The 17,595-nt window shown below is 73.0% G+C and carries 16 protein-coding genes and 1 riboswitch; of the genes, 8 read left to right on the top strand and 8 right to left on the bottom strand.

Going from position 1 to position 17,595, the window contains the following annotated elements; genetic code table 11:
* Window positions 1-33 precede the first annotated feature (33 nt).
* Together pip and AB0M28_RS09710 are read left to right on the top strand one after the other, a co-directional pair.
* Complete coding sequence (gene pip, locus AB0M28_RS09715; RefSeq protein WP_365400512.1) at window positions 34-996, top strand: prolyl aminopeptidase; 963 nt, start codon at window positions 34-36, stop codon at window positions 994-996.
* Between the two features lie 70 nt (window positions 997-1,066).
* Window positions 1,067-1,468, top strand: coding sequence for a DUF4440 domain-containing protein (locus tag AB0M28_RS09710; RefSeq protein ID WP_365400510.1), 402 nt, complete (start codon window positions 1,067-1,069; stop codon window positions 1,466-1,468).
* 31 nt (window positions 1,469-1,499) lie between these two features.
* Here AB0M28_RS09710 and AB0M28_RS09705 read toward each other — a convergent pair whose 3' ends face one another.
* Window positions 1,500-1,955: a GNAT family N-acetyltransferase gene (locus tag AB0M28_RS09705; protein WP_365400507.1), complete on the bottom strand. Its 456-nt coding sequence runs from the start codon at window positions 1,953-1,955 to the stop codon at window positions 1,500-1,502.
* A 175-nt stretch (window positions 1,956-2,130) separates the two neighbouring features.
* Between AB0M28_RS09705 and AB0M28_RS09700 the strand changes: the two genes are divergently transcribed.
* Window positions 2,131-3,597 (top strand): SDR family NAD(P)-dependent oxidoreductase, encoded by a 1,467-nt coding sequence (locus AB0M28_RS09700; RefSeq protein WP_365400504.1) that lies wholly within the window; start codon window positions 2,131-2,133, stop codon window positions 3,595-3,597.
* 40 nt (window positions 3,598-3,637) lie between these two features.
* On the opposite strand, the gene AB0M28_RS09695 is transcribed toward AB0M28_RS09700, so the two are convergent.
* Window positions 3,638-4,315, bottom strand: coding sequence for a maleylpyruvate isomerase family mycothiol-dependent enzyme (locus AB0M28_RS09695; protein WP_365400501.1), 678 nt, complete (start codon window positions 4,313-4,315; stop codon window positions 3,638-3,640).
* A gap of 177 nt (window positions 4,316-4,492) precedes the next feature.
* On the opposite strand from AB0M28_RS09695, the gene AB0M28_RS09690 reads away from it, so the two are divergent.
* Both AB0M28_RS09690 and AB0M28_RS09685 read left to right on the top strand, forming a co-directional pair.
* The gene (locus AB0M28_RS09690; RefSeq protein WP_365400498.1) at window positions 4,493-6,733 is read left to right on the top strand and encodes a transglycosylase domain-containing protein; all 2,241 of its coding nucleotides are present in this window, start codon (window positions 4,493-4,495) and stop codon (window positions 6,731-6,733) included.
* Between the two features lie 124 nt (window positions 6,734-6,857).
* Window positions 6,858-7,886 (top strand): acyl-CoA desaturase, encoded by a 1,029-nt coding sequence (locus AB0M28_RS09685; protein WP_365400495.1) that lies wholly within the window; start codon window positions 6,858-6,860, stop codon window positions 7,884-7,886.
* Here the strand turns inward: AB0M28_RS09685 and AB0M28_RS09680 are convergent.
* A complete protein-coding gene (locus tag AB0M28_RS09680; protein WP_365400492.1) occupies window positions 7,816-9,534 on the bottom strand; it encodes a cytochrome bc complex cytochrome b subunit in 1,719 nt (572 codons plus the stop codon). The two genes, AB0M28_RS09685 and AB0M28_RS09680, sit on opposite strands and share 71 nt — an antisense overlap.
* Window positions 9,531-10,463, bottom strand: a complete 933-nt coding sequence (sigJ, locus tag AB0M28_RS09675; RefSeq protein ID WP_365400489.1) for an RNA polymerase sigma factor SigJ — start codon at window positions 10,461-10,463, stop codon at window positions 9,531-9,533. The genes AB0M28_RS09680 and sigJ overlap by 4 nt, the downstream gene beginning before the upstream one ends.
* A gap of 181 nt (window positions 10,464-10,644) precedes the next feature.
* Between sigJ and AB0M28_RS09670 the strand changes: the two genes are divergently transcribed.
* Both AB0M28_RS09670 and AB0M28_RS09665 read left to right on the top strand, forming a co-directional pair.
* A complete protein-coding gene (locus tag AB0M28_RS09670) occupies window positions 10,645-11,094 on the top strand; it encodes an Rrf2 family transcriptional regulator (RefSeq protein WP_365400487.1) in 450 nt (149 codons plus the stop codon).
* Entirely contained in the window at window positions 11,094-12,281 is a 1,188-nt protein-coding gene (locus tag AB0M28_RS09665) for a globin domain-containing protein (RefSeq protein ID WP_365400484.1), read from the top strand. Before AB0M28_RS09670 ends, AB0M28_RS09665 begins: the two co-directional genes overlap by 1 nt.
* Before the next feature lie 63 nt (window positions 12,282-12,344).
* On the opposite strand, the gene AB0M28_RS09660 is transcribed toward AB0M28_RS09665, so the two are convergent.
* Together AB0M28_RS09660 and AB0M28_RS09655 are read right to left on the bottom strand one after the other, a co-directional pair.
* A complete protein-coding gene (locus AB0M28_RS09660; RefSeq protein WP_365400482.1) occupies window positions 12,345-13,202 on the bottom strand; it encodes a bifunctional 5,10-methylenetetrahydrofolate dehydrogenase/5,10-methenyltetrahydrofolate cyclohydrolase in 858 nt (285 codons plus the stop codon).
* 25 nt (window positions 13,203-13,227) lie between these two features.
* A riboswitch (ZMP/ZTP riboswitch) is annotated at window positions 13,228-13,310 on the bottom strand.
* Window positions 13,311-13,327: 17 nt separating this feature from the next.
* Window positions 13,328-14,479 (bottom strand): ROK family transcriptional regulator, encoded by a 1,152-nt coding sequence (locus AB0M28_RS09655; RefSeq protein WP_365400479.1) that lies wholly within the window; start codon window positions 14,477-14,479, stop codon window positions 13,328-13,330.
* Window positions 14,480-14,602: 123 nt separating this feature from the next.
* On the opposite strand from AB0M28_RS09655, the gene AB0M28_RS09650 reads away from it, so the two are divergent.
* Entirely contained in the window at window positions 14,603-15,844 is a 1,242-nt protein-coding gene (locus AB0M28_RS09650) for an MFS transporter (RefSeq protein ID WP_365400476.1), read from the top strand.
* 52 nt (window positions 15,845-15,896) lie between these two features.
* On the opposite strand, the gene AB0M28_RS09645 is transcribed toward AB0M28_RS09650, so the two are convergent.
* Together AB0M28_RS09645 and AB0M28_RS09640 are read right to left on the bottom strand one after the other, a co-directional pair.
* Window positions 15,897-16,961, bottom strand: a complete 1,065-nt coding sequence (locus AB0M28_RS09645; protein ID WP_365400473.1) for a methyltransferase — start codon at window positions 16,959-16,961, stop codon at window positions 15,897-15,899.
* A 92-nt stretch (window positions 16,962-17,053) separates the two neighbouring features.
* Window positions 17,054-17,488 (bottom strand): VOC family protein, encoded by a 435-nt coding sequence (locus AB0M28_RS09640; protein ID WP_365400470.1) that lies wholly within the window; start codon window positions 17,486-17,488, stop codon window positions 17,054-17,056.
* Window positions 17,489-17,595 lie beyond the last annotated feature (107 nt).

Raw genomic sequence — 17,595 nt, 5'->3', positions numbered from 1 at the left:
GAACAACCGGATCACCGAAGTCGGAGTTCTCACATGCCTGTCGCCTTCACCTCGCACGAGGCCCATGACCGCGGCATGTTGGACGCCGGGGACGGCAATCTCGTGTACTGGGAGGTGCGCGGCAACCCGGACGGCAAGCCCGCGCTCATCGTCCACGGCGGACCCGGGAGCGGGAGTCCGTCCGGCACCCCGAAGGCATTCGACCCGGAGCGCTACCGGATCATCCTGTTCGACCAGCGGGGCTGCGGACGCAGCACGCCGCATGCGGGCGATCCCGCGACGAACATGCGTCTCAACACGGCTGAGCTGCTCCTTGGCGACATGGAGCGGTTGCGTGCGCACCTGGGAGTCGAACAGTGGTTGCTGTTCGGCGGGTCGTGGGGCTCGGCACTGGCGGTCGCCTACGCCGAACGGCATCCGGACCGAGTGTCGGAGCTGGTGCTTCCCGCGTTCTGGATGATGGGCCGTTCGGAAGTGGACTGGCTGTACCGGGGAGGGGTCGCACGGCTCTTTCCCGAGGCGTGGGAGCGGTTCAGGAACGGCGTGCCCGAAGACGGGCGCGACGGCGACCTGGTCGCCGGCTACGTGAAGCTCCTGGAAGACCCTGACGCGTCGGTGAGGGCGCGGGCGGCCCTCAACTGGGCAGCCTGGGAGGACGCGGTCCTGTCCCTGGAGCCCCATGGCAGACCGGCTCCCTACAGCGACCACGCCTCGGACGCCGTGCAGGCGTTCGCGCGGATCTGCGCCCATTACGCCGCCCATGACGGATGGTTCGAGCACGGCGCGCTGCTGCGAGGTGCCGGGCGCCTGGCCGGGATCCCCGGTGTGATCATCCATGGCCGGCACGATCTGAGCTGCCCGCTCGGTGCCGCGTGGGAGTTCGCGCGGGCCTGGCCGGGCGCGGAACTGGTGGTCGTCGACGACGCCGGACACCAGGGCAGTGCCGCCATGAGCAGGCATGTGCGTGCGGTGCTGGAGCGATTCGACGGTCGGTGAAGCCAGTGGCCTCCGCAGCGCGAGGCGACCCGCCCGGGCCCGGGTACCCCCAGGGTGCTAGCTTCGGGGCATGTCCCAGCGCGAGGTCGACGTCCTGACGTCGGAGTTCTACGGTGCCTTCGACAACCGCGGAGGCAAGCAGGCCGACCTGGCCCGCCTGCGCCGCCTGTTCGTGCCGGGAGGCCTGATCATCCACACCGGAGCCGAGCTCACGGTCTACGGCGTCGAGGACTTCATCGCTCCCCGCGAGGGCATGCTCGCGGACGGCGGCCGGCTCACGGAGTTCGCCGAATGGGAGACCGCCGCGCACACCGACATCGCGGACGGGGTCGCGTCCCGCACCGGGGAGTACGCCAAGTCCGGCGTCCTGGACGGGGAGCCCTTCGAGGGCGCGGGCGTCCAGGCCATCCAGTTCGTCCGTACGCCCGACGGCTGGCGTATCTCCTGCTACGCCTGGCACGACCACCCGTAGGCCGTCGGCCGCGACCGGCCGGCGAACAGCCCTACAGCGCCAGCACCGCCACCGGCTCGCCCTCCACCACCTCGCCCGTCGCGCGGAAGCCCAGGCGCGTGTAGAAGGGCTTCGGGCAGCCCTCGCCCTCCACCCACGAGGTCCACAGCTCCCGCTCGCCCCGCCGCCGCGCCTCGTCGACGACCGCCGCGACGGCGAAGGTCCCGTACCCCCGCCCCTGGTGGTCCGCGGCGATCGCCAGCCGCCACAGATAGGTGCGGTACTGCGGGACCACGTGCGCGGGGTCGAACCCCGCCATCACGAACCCGACGACCTCGTCGCCGTCGGCCACGACCCGCGGCCAGGCCGTCTCCCCGTACGCGTACGCCTCCGCCAGGGAGAAGGAGACCGAGGCCACGAAGCGCTCCTGGCCCGGACGTAGCCGCAGCCCGCACGCAGCGTCGACGTTCGCCGGGGTGATCTTCTCCAGGCGCGGGTCTGCGGTCACGGCGGCGCTCCTCCGGTCGTCCGGCCATGGGCTCGCCGGGATCCTGCCACCGGCGGCACCGCCGCGGAAGCCCCCGCGGGTCGATCCGGTGATCACGGGTTTGGTGCCAGGGGCCCCCAGTCCGTACAGTCGATCCGGCGTATGCGCAGCGCAAGGACCAGAAGGCGACAGGGCAATGACAGCGAGTGAGCAGTACCCGGGTGACGAGCACGAGCACCCCGGGATCGACCCCGAGCGCCTGAAGCTCTTCATGAGCGTCCTCGACGAGCTCGACGGCCTCCCCCTGGACCACCCGGACGCGATCAGCGTCCGCCAGTCCGTCGCGCACGTCTTCCGCACGGTCAAGCAGCGCCGCCGCTCCGAGCGCCGCGCCGCCAAGACCGCGCACGACAAGGCCGTCACCGAGGCCACCGCCACGGGCGCCGCCGACCGGATCGACGACGAGACGGCCGGCCGGCTCCTCGAGGCCACCGCGAGCACGGAGATCGTCGGCATCCTGCAGCGGCCCCGGTCCTGCTACATATGCAAGACCCGGTACGTCGAGGTCGATGCCTTCTACCACCAGCTCTGCCCGGCCTGCGCCCTGGAGAACCGCGCCCGCCGCGACGCCCGCGCGGACCTCACCGGCAGGCGTGCGCTGCTCACCGGCGGCCGCGCGAAGATCGGCATGTACATCGCGCTGCGACTGCTGCGCGACGGCGCGCACACCACGATCACGACGCGCTTCCCGTCCGACGCCGTACGCCGGTTCAAGGCCATGCCCGACAGCGCGGAGTGGCTGCACCGGCTGAAGGTCGTCGGCATCGACCTGCGCGACCCGGCCCAGGTCGTCGCGCTGGCCGACGAGGTGGCGGCCGAGGGCCCGCTCGACATCCTCATCAACAACGCCGCGCAGACCGTGCGCCGCAGCCCGCAGGCGTACGCCTCGCTGGTCGCGGCCGAGGACGCGCCGCTGCCCGCCGGCGAGCTGCCGGCGATGACCGTGCTGGGCGCCTTCGGCAGCGGTGCGCCCAAGGCGCTGCCCTCCGGGCAGGGCGCGGGCGGCCTGGACGCCGACGCGGTGACGGCGCTCGCGCTGACCAAGGGCAACGCCTCCCTGGCGCGCATCGAGGCCGGCACGGCGATCGACGCGGGCGGGCTGATCCCCGACCTGGACGCGTCGAACAGCTGGATCCAGACGGTGAGCGAGGTGCACCCGCTGGAGATGCTGGAGGTCCAGCTCTGCAACGTCACCGCGCCGTTCCTGCTGGTGAGCAAGTTGCGCCCGGCGCTGGCGGCGGCGTCGGCCCGGCGTAAGTACGTGGTCAACGTCTCCGCCATGGAGGGCCAGTTCAGCCGCGGCTACAAGGGCGCGGGCCACCCCCACACCAATATGGCGAAGGCCGCGCTCAACATGCTGACCCGCACCAGCTCCAAGGAGATGCTGGAGACGGACGGCATCCTGATGACGGCCGTCGACACCGGCTGGATCACGGACGAGCGCCCGCACCCGGACAAGATGCGCCTGGCCGACGAGGGCTTCCACGCCCCGCTCGACCTGGTCGACGGCGCGGCCCGCGTGTACGACCCGATCGTGCGCGGCGAGCAGGGCGAGGACCTGCACGGCTGCTTCCTGAAGGACTACGCCCCGAGCCCCTGGTGACGGTGGGGTCGTACCGCCCCGGTACGACCCCGCGCCCAGCTCACCCCAGCGTGAGCCAGTGCACCTCCAGCTCCGCCAGCCGTTCCTTCTCCTCCCCGGTGACGGCCGCCCGGCCCGTGGCCTTGCACAGGAAGACGGACCGGTCCCAGCCGAGCGCCGGCAGGCCCTGCGGGGCGGGGGCGCCGAGCAGCAGCTCCTCGACCACGTCCGCCGCCGGCTCCGTGGTCCACGGCCGGCGGCCGAGCGCGTCCGCCAGGTCGAGGCCGTGCACGGCCAGCTCCACGACCCGGGTGACCAGGAAGTCCGTGAGCAGCATCGGGTCCCCGTGCCGGGTGCGGACCACCCGTGACTCCGGCTCGGCGGCGCACAGGCCGGCGGCCTCCCGCCAGGTCGCGGTGAACGCCTCGGCGTGCCCCGTGTCCCGCGCCGCCAGCTCCTGCGCGGACTCCACCCGTACCGCGTTCGTCCCGGCCGAGAACCGCTCGTCGGGCCGGTAGTACCCCCGCGCCGTGACCTCCGCGTGCGCCGGGGCGGGACGCTCGGCCAGCATGCCGGGGAGGCGGCCGGCCGTCATCCGCACATGCGCCAGCAGCTCCGCCACCGTCCAGGGCTCGCAACGGGTGGGCCGCGCCCAGCCGTCGCCGCCCACGGCCGCCATCTCCTCGGCCAGCCGCAGGCCTTCCGCATCGAACGCGCCCAGAACTCGCTGATGATCCATTCGGCGACCCTATCCGGGCGGCCGCGGGGCGGTTCGGACCGCCCCACCGGCCGGTATCCACTCCGCGTGACGTTATGATCACCAACGGTCGCGAAACCGGCTGCAACCTGCCGCCATGTGACAAATCCGACATGCCAGTCTTGGGCGTCACGTCCTCCCAGCAGCGACCCTTGAATGATGAGCGACGAGCAGCAGCAGACGGAGCAGGAGGCCACCCCCGCGGCGACACAGCCGCCGAGGCGGCGCGGCCGGGTCCGCCGGCTGCTGCCCGGCTGGCGTACGACGCTGCTGACCGCCGTGCTGCTGGCCGCGCTCGGCATCGGCGGCGTCGCGCTCGCGTACTCCCGCGTCCAGATCCCCGCGGCCAACGCCGCCGCCACCGCCCAGAGCAACGTCTACCTCTACGCCGACGGCTCCGTCCTGGCCCGCACCGGCGACGTGAACCGGGAGAACGTCCCCCTCGACACCGTCCCGGAGAACGTCCGCGAGGCGGTGCTCGCCGCCGAGGACCGCGGGTTCTACAAGCAGCCCGCCATCGACGTGAAGGGCATGGCCCGGGCCGCCTTCAAGACCGCCACCGGCAAGGGCACCCAGTCCGGCTCCACGATCACCCAGCAGTACGTCAAGAACTACTACCTGGACCAGGCGCAGACCGTCAGCCGCAAGATCAAGGAGATCCTGATCTCGGTGAAGCTCGGCAGCGAGGTGAGCAAGGACGACATCCTCGAGGGCTACCTCAACACCAGCTACTACGGCCGGGGCGCCTACGGCATCCAGGCCGCCGCGCAGGCGTACTACGGCAAGGACGTCGACCGGCTGACCACCGCCGAGGGCGCCTACCTCGCCACGCTCCTCAACGCCCCGAGCCTGTACGACACGTCCGCCCACCCGGAGAACAAGAAGCGCGCCCTGGCGCGCTGGAACTACGTCCTGGACGGCATGGTCAAGGAGGGCTGGCTGGACGCCTCCGCCCGGGAGAAGCTGACGTTCCCCGAGCCGAAGGAGCAGTCCACCGCCCCGGCGGGGCTGAGCGGCCAGCGCGGATATCTCGTCGAGGCGGTCAACCAGGAGCTGATCAGCGAGGGCGTGGTGAGCGAGCAGGAGCTGGCCGCCGGCGGCTACCGCATCACGACCACCATCGAGCCGAAGGCCCAGAAGGCCCTCACCCGCCAGGTGAACGAGCAGCTGGTCGACCAGCTCGACGGCAGCGACGGCTCCGCCGACGCCCGGGCACGGGCCGGCGCCGCCTCCATCGACGTCAAGACCGGCAAGGTCGTCGCCATGTACGGCGGCAGCGACTACACCCGGGCCTACGTCAACAACGCCACCCGGCGCGACTACCAGGTGGCGTCCACGTTCAAGCCGTTCGTGTTCGCCTCCGCCGTGGAGAACGGGTCCACCACCCAGGACGGCACGCTGATCGGCCCCGACACGCTCTACAGCGGCGAGAACGGGCGCGAGGTCGTGGACGGCGGCCGGGGCACGGGCTACAGCCCGGAGAACGAGGACCAGGCGTCGTACGGGGACATCGACGTCACCACTGCCACCGACAAGTCGGTCAACTCCGTCTACGCGCAGATGGCGCAGGACGTCGGCCCGGCGAAGGTGAAGCAGACGGCCATCGACCTGGGCCTGCCCGCGAACACCCCCGACCTCTCCGCGACGCCCTCCATCGCGCTGGGCACGGCCACAGCCAGCGTGCTGGACATGACGGAGGCGTACGCCACCCTCGCCGCGCACGGCGAGCACCGCGACAGCACCATGGTCGAGTCGGTCGGCAAGGGCGGCGAGAAGATCGCCCTCCCGGCGCACGAGACGTCCCGGGCGATCTCGCGGACCGCCGCCGACACCACCACCGAGGTGCTGCGGAGCGTCGTCGAGAACGGCTCCGGCACCGCCGCCCAGGACGCCGGCCGCCCCGCCGCGGGCAAGACGGGCACCGGCGAGGACAACAAGTCGGCCTGGTTCGCGGGCTACACCCCCGAGCTGTCCACGGTGGTCGCGGTGTTCGGCCAGGACCCGCAGACCGGCGCCCAGAAGTCGCTGCACGGCGTGCTGGGCGAGAGCCGGATCAACGGCGGCGGCTATCCGGCGGCGATCTGGGGCGCGTACACCGCCCAGGTGCTGGACGGCGAGCCGTGGGCGGACTTCGAACTGCGGCCGATGCAGGAGCCGGTCGAGGTGCCCCCGAACATGGGCGTCACGGACCCGACCCAGGAGCCGTCCGCGGAGCCGGAGACGGGGACCCCGCAGGACCCGGCGGACCCCACGGCCCCCGCCGCCTCCCCGTCCGCACAGCCGGACCAGGACCAGGGCCAGAGCACCGGCGGCACGGAGCAGGACACCGGTACCGGTGACGACGGCACCCTGCTCCCGGGCGCCGGCGGTGACGGCGGCACCGAGTCCGGCTGGGAGTGACCGGGGGTTATCCCCACCCTTAGGGGTGGCACCGGGCCCACCGCCGCTTCGGGTGCCAGCGCCAGCGCGCCCGCCCGCGGTGATCCGTAGCGTCGAAGGTCACGACGAGACGACCGGAGGCGCCATGCTGCAGGCCACTGTCCAGCGGAGCAGGGGATCGGAGTTCGCACCCCTGCTCCGGCGGGTGAAGGAGGAGGGCCTGCTCGACCGCCGACCAGGCTGGTACGCGCGGGAGATCGCCGTGAACCTCGCGGCCCTCGCCGCGATCGCGGCCGGCGTCCTCGCCCTCGGCGGCTCCTGGTGGGTCCTGCTCCTGGCCGTGCCGGCCGCCGTGTTCAGCGCCCGCACCGCCTTCATCGGCCACGACGCCGGACACTCGCAGATCGGCAGCGAGCGGCGGCTGCACCGCGCTGTCGGCCTCTTCCACGGCAATCTGCTCGTCGGCATGAGCAGCGGCTGGTGGAACGACAAGCACAACCGCCACCACGCCAACCCCAACCACGTCGACAAGGACCCCGACGTCGGCGTCGGCGCCCTGGTGTGGACCCAGCAGCAGGCCGCCGGCCGGGAGGGCTTCGCCCGCTGGCTCACCCGCAACCAGGCCCGCCTGTTCTTCCCGATGCTGCTCCTGGAGGGCATCGCCCTGAAGATCTACGGCTGGCAGTACCTGAAGGAGCTGCCGCCCGCGGAGCGCCGCGTGGAGCGGCGGCTGCTCGCCGCCCACCTCGCCGGCTACGCGGCGCTGCTGCTGATCGCCATGTCCCCCGTACAGGCGCTGGTGTTCGCCCTGGTCCACCACGCGCTGTTCGGGCTGCACCTCGGCATGTCCTTCGCCCCGAACCACAAGGGGATGGACATGCCGTACGACGGGGACGGCCGGGACTGGGGCCATCTCCGCCGCCAGGTGCTCACCTCGCGCAACGTCCGCGGGGGCGCGGTCACCGACTGGCTGCTCGGCGGGCTCAACTACCAGATCGAGCACCACCTCTTCCCCAGCATGCCGCGCCCCCAGCTGCGCCGCGCCCAGCCCCTGGTCCGCGCCCACTGCCGGACGCTGGGACTGCCCTACACGGAGACGGGCATCATCGACTCGTACCGTCAGGCCCTTGCGCATATGCACGAGGTGGGTGAGCCTCTGCGCCGCTCGAGCTGACGTCCGAGCCGACGCTTGAGCCGACCTCGGCGTGCGGACGGCCGTCGTGCAGCTCCCGGTACTCCTCGGCCGTCGGCTTGCGCACCTGGGCGCCCTCGCCGTACAGCATCCGCGACACCCGGGCCCGCAGGCGCATCGACCGCGTCAGCGGGCGCGGGACGCCGTTGGCGTCGGTCCGCGGCTCACCGTCGAGCGGCACCGGCTGCTCGTGGGCGGTCAGGGTGTACCGCTCGCTGGGCGACAGCGGCTCGTGGACCTCGGTGAACTCGCCGTGCGGCAGCCGCCTGATCATGCCCGACTCGCGGCCGTGCAGCACCCGTTCACGGTCGCGCCGCTGCAGACCGAGGCAGATCCGCTTGGTCGCGAGGTAGACCAGCACCGGGACCACGAAGACGCCGATGCGGATCGACCAGGTGATCGTGTTGATGGACAGGTGCAGCCGGGTGGCGACCAGGTCGTTGCCGCCGCCTGCCAGGAGGATCAGGTACAGGGCGATCCACGCGGCGCCCAGCGCGGTGCGCACCGGCCGGTTGCGCGGCCGGTCCAGCAGATGGTGTTCGCGCTTGTCGCCGGTGGCCCACGACTCGATGAACGGATAGAACGCGATGGCCAGCAGGATCACCGGGAACAGCGCCAGCGGTATGAGCACCCCGAGCGCGAGGGTGTACCCGCCGACGTTGATCTCCCATCCCGGCATCGCCCGGATCATGCCCTCGACGAAGCCCATGTACCAGTCCGGCTGCGCCCCGGTCGACACCTGGTCCGGGCGGTAGGGCCCGTACAGCCAGACCGGGTTGATCGTCGCGACCGCGGAGATCGCCGTGATGACGCCGAAGACCAGGAAGAAGAAGCCGCCCGCCTTGGCGGTGTAGTGGGGGAAGAACGGCGCGCCGCGCACGACCCGTTCGTTCTTTCCCGGCCCCGCCCACTGGGTGTGCTTGTGGTAGAAGACGTAGATCAGGTGCGCCACCACCAGTCCGAGCATGAGCCCCGGGATCAGCAGCACGTGCAGGGAGTACAGGCGCGGTACGACGTCGTCGCCAGGGAACTCCCCGCCGAAGAAGAACATCGAGACGTACGAGCCGACCAGCGGCGTCGCGAGGATCGCGCCCTCCATGAACCGCATGCCCGTACCGGAGAGCAGGTCGTCGGGCAGTGAGTAGCCGAAGAGGCCCTCGAACATGCCGAGCACCAGCAGCGTGAAGCCGATCAGCCAGTTGATCTCGCGGGGCTTGCGGAACGAGCCGGTGAAGAAGTGCCGCATCATGTGCAGCAGCATCCCGGCCAGGAAGATCAGCGCCGCCCAGTGGTGGATCTGCCGGACCAGCAGCCCGCCGCGCACCTCGAAGCTGATGTCCAGGGTGGAGGCGTACGCCTCGGACATCCGGACGCCGTTCAGCGGGGCGTAACTGCCGTCGTACACCACCTCGTTCATCGACGGGTGGAAGAAGAGGGTCAGATAGACGCCGGTCAGGATGATGACCGTGAAGCTCCACAGGCAGATCTCGCCCAGCAGGAACGACCAGTGGTCGGGGAAGGCCTTGCGCAGATACGCGCGGCCCAGCCCGTAGATCCCCAGCCTGCCGTCCGCCCAGTCCGCCGCCCGCTCACCGGCGGGCGCCTTGCCGCGGCGTACCTCGGTGCTCATTGCTCCTGCTCCTCCTCGGCCGTCTCGCCGGGGACTCCGCCCAGCTTGTCGGGATTGGTCACGATGAAGATGTCGGTGACGTGACGGCCGTCGGGGGTGAGGTCCATCATCATCACCGCGTACGGCGCGCCCTCGCTGAAGAAGACCAGCGAGGCGTCGCCGTTGAGGGTCTGGTGGCGGCTCGCGTAGTTCTCGGCGGTGCCGCGCCGGGCGTAACCGGTCAGCAGGCGGACCGCCTTGTCGCGTCCGTGCACCGGACGCAGCGCCGAGCCGCGCACCTTGCCGCCGCTGTCCGTCCACACCGTCACGTCGGGTGCGAGGACCTCCATCAGCGCCTCGACGTCACGGCCCAGCGCCGCCTCGACGAAGCGCCGGGTGGCCTCCTCCTGGACGCGCGGATGCGCCTCGAACCGCGGCCGCCGCGCCTGGACGTGCTCCCGGGCGCGGCGGGCCAGCTGCCGTACCGCGGCGGGGGAGCGCTCGATGACCGCCGCGATCTCGCCGTGCGGATAGCCGAAGACCTCGTGCAGGACGAACACCGCCCGCTCCAGCGGCGACAGCGTCTCCAGCACGACCAGCAGCGCCAGCGACACCGACTCGGCCCGCAGCGCCGGCTCGGCCGCGTCCGGCGCCTCGTCGGTGGCCAGCGGCTCCGGCAGCCACGGCCCGACGTACGCCTCCCGGCGGCGGCGGGCGGCCGCCTGGCGGGTGAGGGCGTGGTTGACCGCGATGCGCACCAGGTACGCCCGGGGGTTCGCGATGTCAGCCGACTCGCCGCGCCCGGCCCAGGACAGCCAGGAGTCCTGCAGCACGTCCTCGGTGTCGGCGACGCTGCCGAGCATGTTGTAGACGATCGAGAACAACAGCTCACGGTGCTCCATGAACACCTCGGTGGCGGCTGCCGGATCCCGCACCGGGTGGTCGGGCATGACGGTCCTCCTGTCCTGGTCTCGGAGACAAGACGGAACCGGTGCCCGGGAATGTGACATCGCCTCCCCGGATGTGGCGCATGTCTCATCCGGCCCCCCGGGCCGCCGACCCGGAACGGCCCCCCGGGGGCCGGGGGTTCTGAATTGGTATTTCAGATGCGCATTAGATAGCCTGCCGCTCGTGAGGCTGACCAAGGGCACGGACATCGCACTGCGCATCGCCATGCGCCTCGCGGTACTCGGCGACACCGCCACGCCGACCACCCGCGAGGTGGCGGAGGCGGTCGCCGTTCCGTACACCCACGCCGCGAAGGTGGTCAGCCGGCTGCAGCACCTCGGGGTCGTCGAGGCCCGCCGGGGCCGGGGCGGCGGGCTGGCGCTCACCGCGTCCGGCCGGACGGAGTCGCTCGGGCGGCTGCTCCGCGAACTCGAGGGAGCCGGCGACGTCGTCGGCTGCGAGGACGACCCCCCGTGCCCGCTGCGCGGCGCCTGCCGGCTGCGCGGCGCGCTGCGCCAGGCGCAGGAGGCGTTCTACGCGGCCCTCGACCCGCTCACGATCGACGACCTCGTCGGTCCACCGACTGCGGCGCTGCTGCTGGGGCTGCCGCAGACACCAACCAAGGAGTCCTGATGCTGTCCACCGCATCCGCCGCCACCGTGCGGGCCACCCTCCCCGTCGTCGGCGCCGCCATCGGGGAGATCACCCCGCGCTTCTACGAGCGGATGTTCACGGCCCGGCCCGACCTGCTGCGCGACCTGTTCAACCGCGGCAACCAGGCCGACGGCTCCCAGCAGCAGGCGCTCGCCGGCTCCATAGCCGCCTTCGCCACGGCCCTGCTCGAGCGCCCCGACGAGCGGCCCGACGCGATGCTCGCGCGGATCGCGCACAAGCACGCCTCGGTGGGGATCGCCGCCGACCAGTACCCGATCGTGCACGAGCACCTGTTCGCCGCCATCGTGGACGTGCTCGGCGACGCCGTGACCCCCGAAGTCGCGGCGGCCTGGGACGAGGTGTACTGGCTGATGGCCAACGCCCTGATCGCCGTCGAGGCGCGGCTGTACGCCGAGGCCGGCGTGGAGCCCGGGCAGCACTGGCGCCGGTACCGGGTGCTGGCGCGCTTCCCCGAGACGGCCGACGTCACGACGTTCCTCGTCCGCCCCGCGGACGGCGGACCCGTGCCCGCCGCGCGGCCCGGGCAGTACGTCTCGGTGCAGGCGCGGATGCCCGACGGCGCCCAGCAGATCCGGCAGTACAGTCTGTCCGGCCACCCCGACGGCGCGCTGCAGTTCTCCGTGAAGCGCGCGGCCGGCGACCCGGCGGGCGAGGTCTCCAACCACCTCCACGACCACGTCGGCGTCGGCGGGACGCTGCTGGTCGGCCCGCCGTTCGGCGATGTCGCGCTGGACGGGGGCGACGGCCCGGTGCTGCTGGCCTCCGCGGGGATCGGTGGTACGCCGATGCTCGGGATGCTCGCGCACCTGGCCGCCACGGACTCCGCACGCCGGGTGATCGCGGTGCACGGCGACCGCGACGAGTTCTCGCACGCGTTCCGCACCGACCTCCTGCAGCTCACCGGCAAGCTCAAGTCCGGTGAGGCGCACGTCTGGTACGAGCACCCCGTCACCCCGTGGCCCGCCGGGCGCACCGGCCTGGTGGACGTCTCGGGCCTGCACATCCCGCCGGGCACCACGGCGTACCTGTGCGGTCCGCTGCCGTTCATGCGGGCCGTACGCGCGCAGCTGCTGGCGGCGGGTGTCGGCGCGGCGGACATCCACTACGAGGTGTTCGGCCCGGACCTGTGGCTGGGGCAGGACTGACGGTCTGATACGGGGAGGGCCCGCCGCGTTCACGCGGCGGGCCCTTCGTGTGTGTGCGGGCGCTCAGCCGGCCAGTTGGCCCTCCGCCGCCTGTACGGTCTGCGCGAGCAGCACCGCGATGGTCATCGGCCCCACGCCGCCCGGCACGGGGGTGATCAGCCGGGCGCGGCGGACGGCGCTGTCGAAGTCGACGTCCCCGACGTTGCCCGCGTTGTACCCGGCGTCGACGACCACGGCACCCGGCGCGATGTCGTCGCCGTGGATGAGCCGGGGCCGCCCCACCGCCGCCACGACGACGTCCGCGGAGCGCAGGTGCGCGGACAGGCCGGCGGTGCGGGAGTGGCAGTACGTCACGGTGGCGTCGCGGGCCAGCAGCAGCATGCCCACCGGCTTGCCGAGGATCGCGCTGCGCCCGACGACCACCGCGTGCTTCCCGGCGAGTTCCACGTCGTACGCGTCCAGCAGCCGCATGATCCCGCCCGGCGTGCACGAGGCGAACCCGGGCCCGCCGAAGGCCATCGCGCCGAAGGAGTGGGTCGTGACACCGTCGACGTCCTTGTGCGGGGCGATGGCCTCGAACGCCGCGCGCTCGTCGATGTGCGGGCCCGCCGGGTGCTGCAGCAGGATGCCGTGCACGCCGGGGTCCTGCGAGAGCTCCCGGAGTACGGCGACCAGCTCCGCGGTGGTCGTCTGCGCGGGCAGCCCCACGTGCCGGGACTCGATGCCGGCCTGCGCGCAGCGGCGCTGCTTCATCCGGACGTAAGTGACGGAGGCGGGGTCGGAGCCCACCAGCACGGTCGCCAGACAGGGCGCCACGCCCGTACGGCGGGTGAGTGCGGCCGCCCGGGCGGCGGTCTCGTCGAGGAGCCGGCGGGCCGGGCCGGTGCCGTCCATCAGGCGGGCTGTCGTCGTTGCGGTCATGGGGTGCCTCCCGGGCGCTCGTTCACCGTTCGGCCCAGGCGCGCGGCACTGCTCTGTCGGACCGCTCCCCGGTGGTCGTCCACCTCAGCGCCAGTCACGGCCCGCGCGGCCGACTCTACCGGGGGTCACCCCACCGGCGGGAACAGGGCTTCCTGGGCGGCCTCCCGGGCCGCGAGGAGAGCGCCGCGCAGGACGCCCGTACCGCCGAAGTCCGCGGCGCGGACCTCCGTACGCAGCGGGGAGAGCGTCGCCAGCCGGTCCGCGACCCGCGCGGCCAGGGGCGGGCCGCCCGCGCGGCCCAGTTCGCCGCCCAGGACGACGCAGCCCGGGTCGAGGATGGCCGTGGCCGCCGCGGCGCCGATCGCGATGCGCTCGGCGTACTCGGCGAGGAACTGGCCGTCCGGGTCCGCTTCGCGCAGCACGTCCTCCACCGGGCGGGTGGCGTCCAGGCCGTGCGCCGCGGCGAGTTCGCGCAGGCCCGCCGCGCCCACCAGCTCGTGGAAGCCGCCCGCGCAGTCCCGGGCGGACGGCAGGCCGGAGGAGCCGGGCACCGGCAGGAAGGCGATCTCGCCCGCGCCGCCGGAGAAGCCCCGCAGCAGCCGCCCGCCGAGGAAGACCGCGCCGCCCGTGCCCTCGCCCAGCCAGAAGAACACGAACGAGTCGCGGCCCCGGGCGGCACCCAGCCGGTGCTCGGCGACCGCCGCGAGGTTCGTCTCGTTCTCCACCGTGACCGCGGCGCCCAGCCGCCGCTCCAGCGCGGCGAGGAGTTCGCGGTGCCAGTCGAGTCCGCTGATGTTGCGCAGGTCGCCCGTGGCGGGGTCGATCAGGCCGGGCGCGCCGACCGCGATGCTGTGCAGCTGCTCCGCCCCGGCCTCCCGCGCCGCGCGCTCGACCAGCGCGACCGCCTGCTGCACGGCCTCGCCGGCCGGTACCGAGCGGGCGACGGGGAGTTCGGCGCGCGCCCGCTCCGCGCCGACCAGGTCCGCGACGACGACGTGCACGCTCTGCTCCCGCACGTCGAGGGCCGCGAGATAGGCGCGGTCGGCGACCAGGCCGTACAACTTGGCGTTCGGACCGCGCCGTTTGACCTCCGAGGCGCCCGCGATCTCGATGAGCCCGCCGTCCTGCAGCCGTTGCACCAGATCGGCGACGGTGGGGCGGGCGAGGCCGGTCAGCTCCTTCAGCTCGGTCACCGACAGCGGGCCGCGCTCCTGCAGGAGGCGCAGGGCGAGGCGGTCGTTGATGGCGCGCGCGGTGCTGGGGGTGGCGGGTGGCATGGAGCGATCCTGTCAGACGGTCGGAGAATTTTCTGGAAGGGTTCCTGCTTTTTCTTTTCTTTCTGGAAGGGTCCCTGATAGTTTACGTCGTGAGAGGTGCAGGACCCAGGGGAGGACGGCGTCATGCCATTGCCATGCGGAGAACCGCGCGAACAGGCCGTCGACGACCGGCGGCAGGTGAAGCGGGGGAGGATCGCGATCGCCGCGGTGTTCTGCGTGCACGGCGCCGTGCCCGGCAGCTTCGCCACCCGCATCCCGTGGATCCAGGACCACGCCGGGCTGTCCGCCGGCCAGCTCGGCCTCGCGCTGGCGCTGCCCGCGATCGGGGGCTCGCTCGCCGGTCCCATGGCCGCCGCGATCAGCCACCGCCTCGGCGCCCGCCGGGCGCTGCGCGGGCTGCTCGTGCTGTGGACGCTGGCGCTGGCCCTGCCCAGCCTGGCGCCGAACCTCGGCGTGCTGTGCGCCGCGCTGTTCCTCTTCGGCGCGGCGGCAGGCTCTTCCGGGGTGCAGATCAACGCGGTGGGCGCGGACACCGAGAAGCGGCTCGACCGCTCGATCATGTCGAGCCTGCACGGCATGTGGAGCGCCGGCGCCCTGATCGGCTCGGCGGGCGGCACCCTGGCCGCGCACCTCGGCGTGGACACCCGGCTGCACCACGCGCTGGCGGCGCTCGTGCTCACGGTGGCCGGGCTGGTGATCGTACGGTCCGTGCTGGACGTACGGCCCGACCCGGACGCGGAGGCCCCGCCGCGGTACGCCCGGCCGCCGCGGTCCGCGGTGCTGATCGGCATGGTGGCCTTCTGCGCGGTGTTCGCCGAAGGGGCCAGCCTCGACTGGTCGGGCGTGTACCTGAAGGACGCGCTGGGCGCGTCACCGGGACTCGCCGCGGCGACGACCACGGCGTTCATGCTGATGATGGCGCTGGCCCGGCTGCTGGGGGACCGCGTGGTCAACCGCTTCGGCGCGGTGCGCACCGTACGCACCGGCGGGGCCATGGCCACGGCGGGCGGCGTCCTGGTCGTGACGGCACCCGGACCGGCAGCGGCGATCGCGGGGTTCGCCCTGATCGGGCTGGGCGTGGCGGTCGTCGTACCCCTGGCCTACGCGGCGGCCGCGGCCCGCGGCGGCCCGTCCTCGGCCCAGTCGATCGCGGGCGTGGCTACGATCACGTACGCCTCGGGGCTGATCGCCCCGTCGCTGATCGGCGGTATCGCCGATCTCAGCTCCCTGGCGGCGTCGTTCGGGGTGGTGACGGTGCTGGCGAGCGGACTGCTGCTGGGCGCGGGGCTGCTCCGCAAGGACGCCGGCGGTCCGGTGGCGTCGGCGCGGGATGCCGCGCGGGTGCGGGTGGAGTCGGCGTCGTAAAAGGGTGGAGTCGGCGTCGCAAAAGGAGACGCGGGATCCCGCTCCCCGGCGGTCAGGCCGCCCGGCAGTCGATCAGCCGGTGTCCCGAGGACGTCGTCCGGACCCCCGTCACCGTGAGTCCGGCCGCCGCGGCGAGCGCGCCGTACTCGTCGGCGTCGCGCTCGCGCCCGCCGCACAGCACCAGCATCCGCAGGTCCATCTCGGCGAGCGTCCCCTGCTCGTCGTCGCCCTCGCCCTGCCACTCCAGGATGAGGACGTGGCCCGTCGGCCCCGCCGCCTCGGCGCAGCGGCGCAGGACGGCGGTGGCCGGCTCGTCCGCCCAGTCGTGCAGCACGCCGCTGAGGACGTACGCGTCGGCGCCCGCGGGCAGTGCGTCGAAGAAGCTCTGGCCGGCGAACTCGCAGCGGTCGGCCAGTCCGAGGTCCGTCAGGAAGCGGCGTCCCCGGGCGACCGTCTCCGGCAGGTCGACCAGCGTGGCCCGCAAGGCCGGGTGCGCCCGTAGCAGTTCGGCCAGCAGCGCGCCCGTCCCGCCGCCGACGTCGACGACGTGCCGCACCCCGGACCAGTCGTGGCCGGTGGCCGCCGCCGTGGTGCGCAGCGAGTTGGCCATCGTCTCGTCGAAGGACGCCGCCAGCGCGGGGCGGGCGGCGAGGTAGTCCCAGAACGGCGCGCCGAAGACCGTCTCCCAGGCCGGCTCCCCGGTGCGGACCGTGTGCAGCAGCTCCGTGAACGCCAGGTCCATCCGGCCGCCGAACCCCTCCAGGTCGAACCACAGCCGCATGCCCGACGGATCGTCGGAGCGCAGCAGGCTCGCCGGTTCGTTGAGGGTGAACCGCCCGGGCGACGGCTCGGCGAACAGGCCGCGGCGGACGAGGAGGCGCAACAGCCGGCCCAGCGCCCAGGCATCGGTGCCGGACCGCTCGGCCAGCCGCCCGACGTCCTCGACGCCGTCGGCCACCAGGTCGGCCAGCCGCAGCGTGGCGGCCACCCGGACCGCCATCGGCGTCACCAGGTCCGTCAGCGGCGCGAGCACCTGCCAGGGCGACGGCCCGGGGCTGGTGGCCGCTTCCGCCGGCCCGGGTTCCGGTGCGTCCGAGGTCGCGCGCTCAGAAGGCATGCGCGCACGCTAACAGCCCCCTGTCCGGTATGCGCCCCGCGCCGCGGTCAGTCCAGACGGAACTCGTTGCCCTCCGGGTTCCCGCGCCGCGGTCAGTCCAGGCAGAACTCGTTGCCCTCCGGGTCCGTCATCACGATGTGCCCCATGTCGAGCCCGCCCGGCTCCACCCGGGCGAACCGCTTCGCGCCGAGGCCCGTCAGGCGGTCCGCCTCGGCCTCCAGCGCGGCCATCCGCTCGTCGCCCGTGAGGCCCGGGGCCGCGCGGACGTCCAGATGCACGCGGTTCTTCGCGGTCTTGGGCTCCGGGACCTTCTGGAAGAACACCCGCGGGCCGTCCCCGTCCGGGTCGGTGATCGCCGAACGGTCGTTGTGGTGCTCGGGCGGCACGCCCCACGCGGTCAGCGCCGCCGTCCAGTCGGGAAAGCCCTCAGGCGGCGGCTGGAGCCGGTAGCCCAGCGCCGCGGCCCAGAACTCCGCCTGTGCGCCCGGGTCGGCGCAGTCGTAGGTCACCTGGAATTGCCTGGCCATGTCGCCCTCGCTCCGTCGGCCGTACGTGTGGGTCTCCTGCCCCCGCATCCTCGCACCCGCCACTGACAGCCGCCCGTACGCGCGCCGGGGTGTTGAACCGCGCCCAC

Origin of the sequence: Streptomyces sp. NPDC051940 (assembly GCF_040680895.1) — a bacterium.
Taxonomy (GTDB): Bacteria; Actinomycetota; Actinomycetes; order Streptomycetales; family Streptomycetaceae; genus Streptomyces.
The sequence above is the reverse complement of the archived record's forward strand: the minus strand, read 5'-3'. Positions and strand labels throughout refer to the sequence as shown.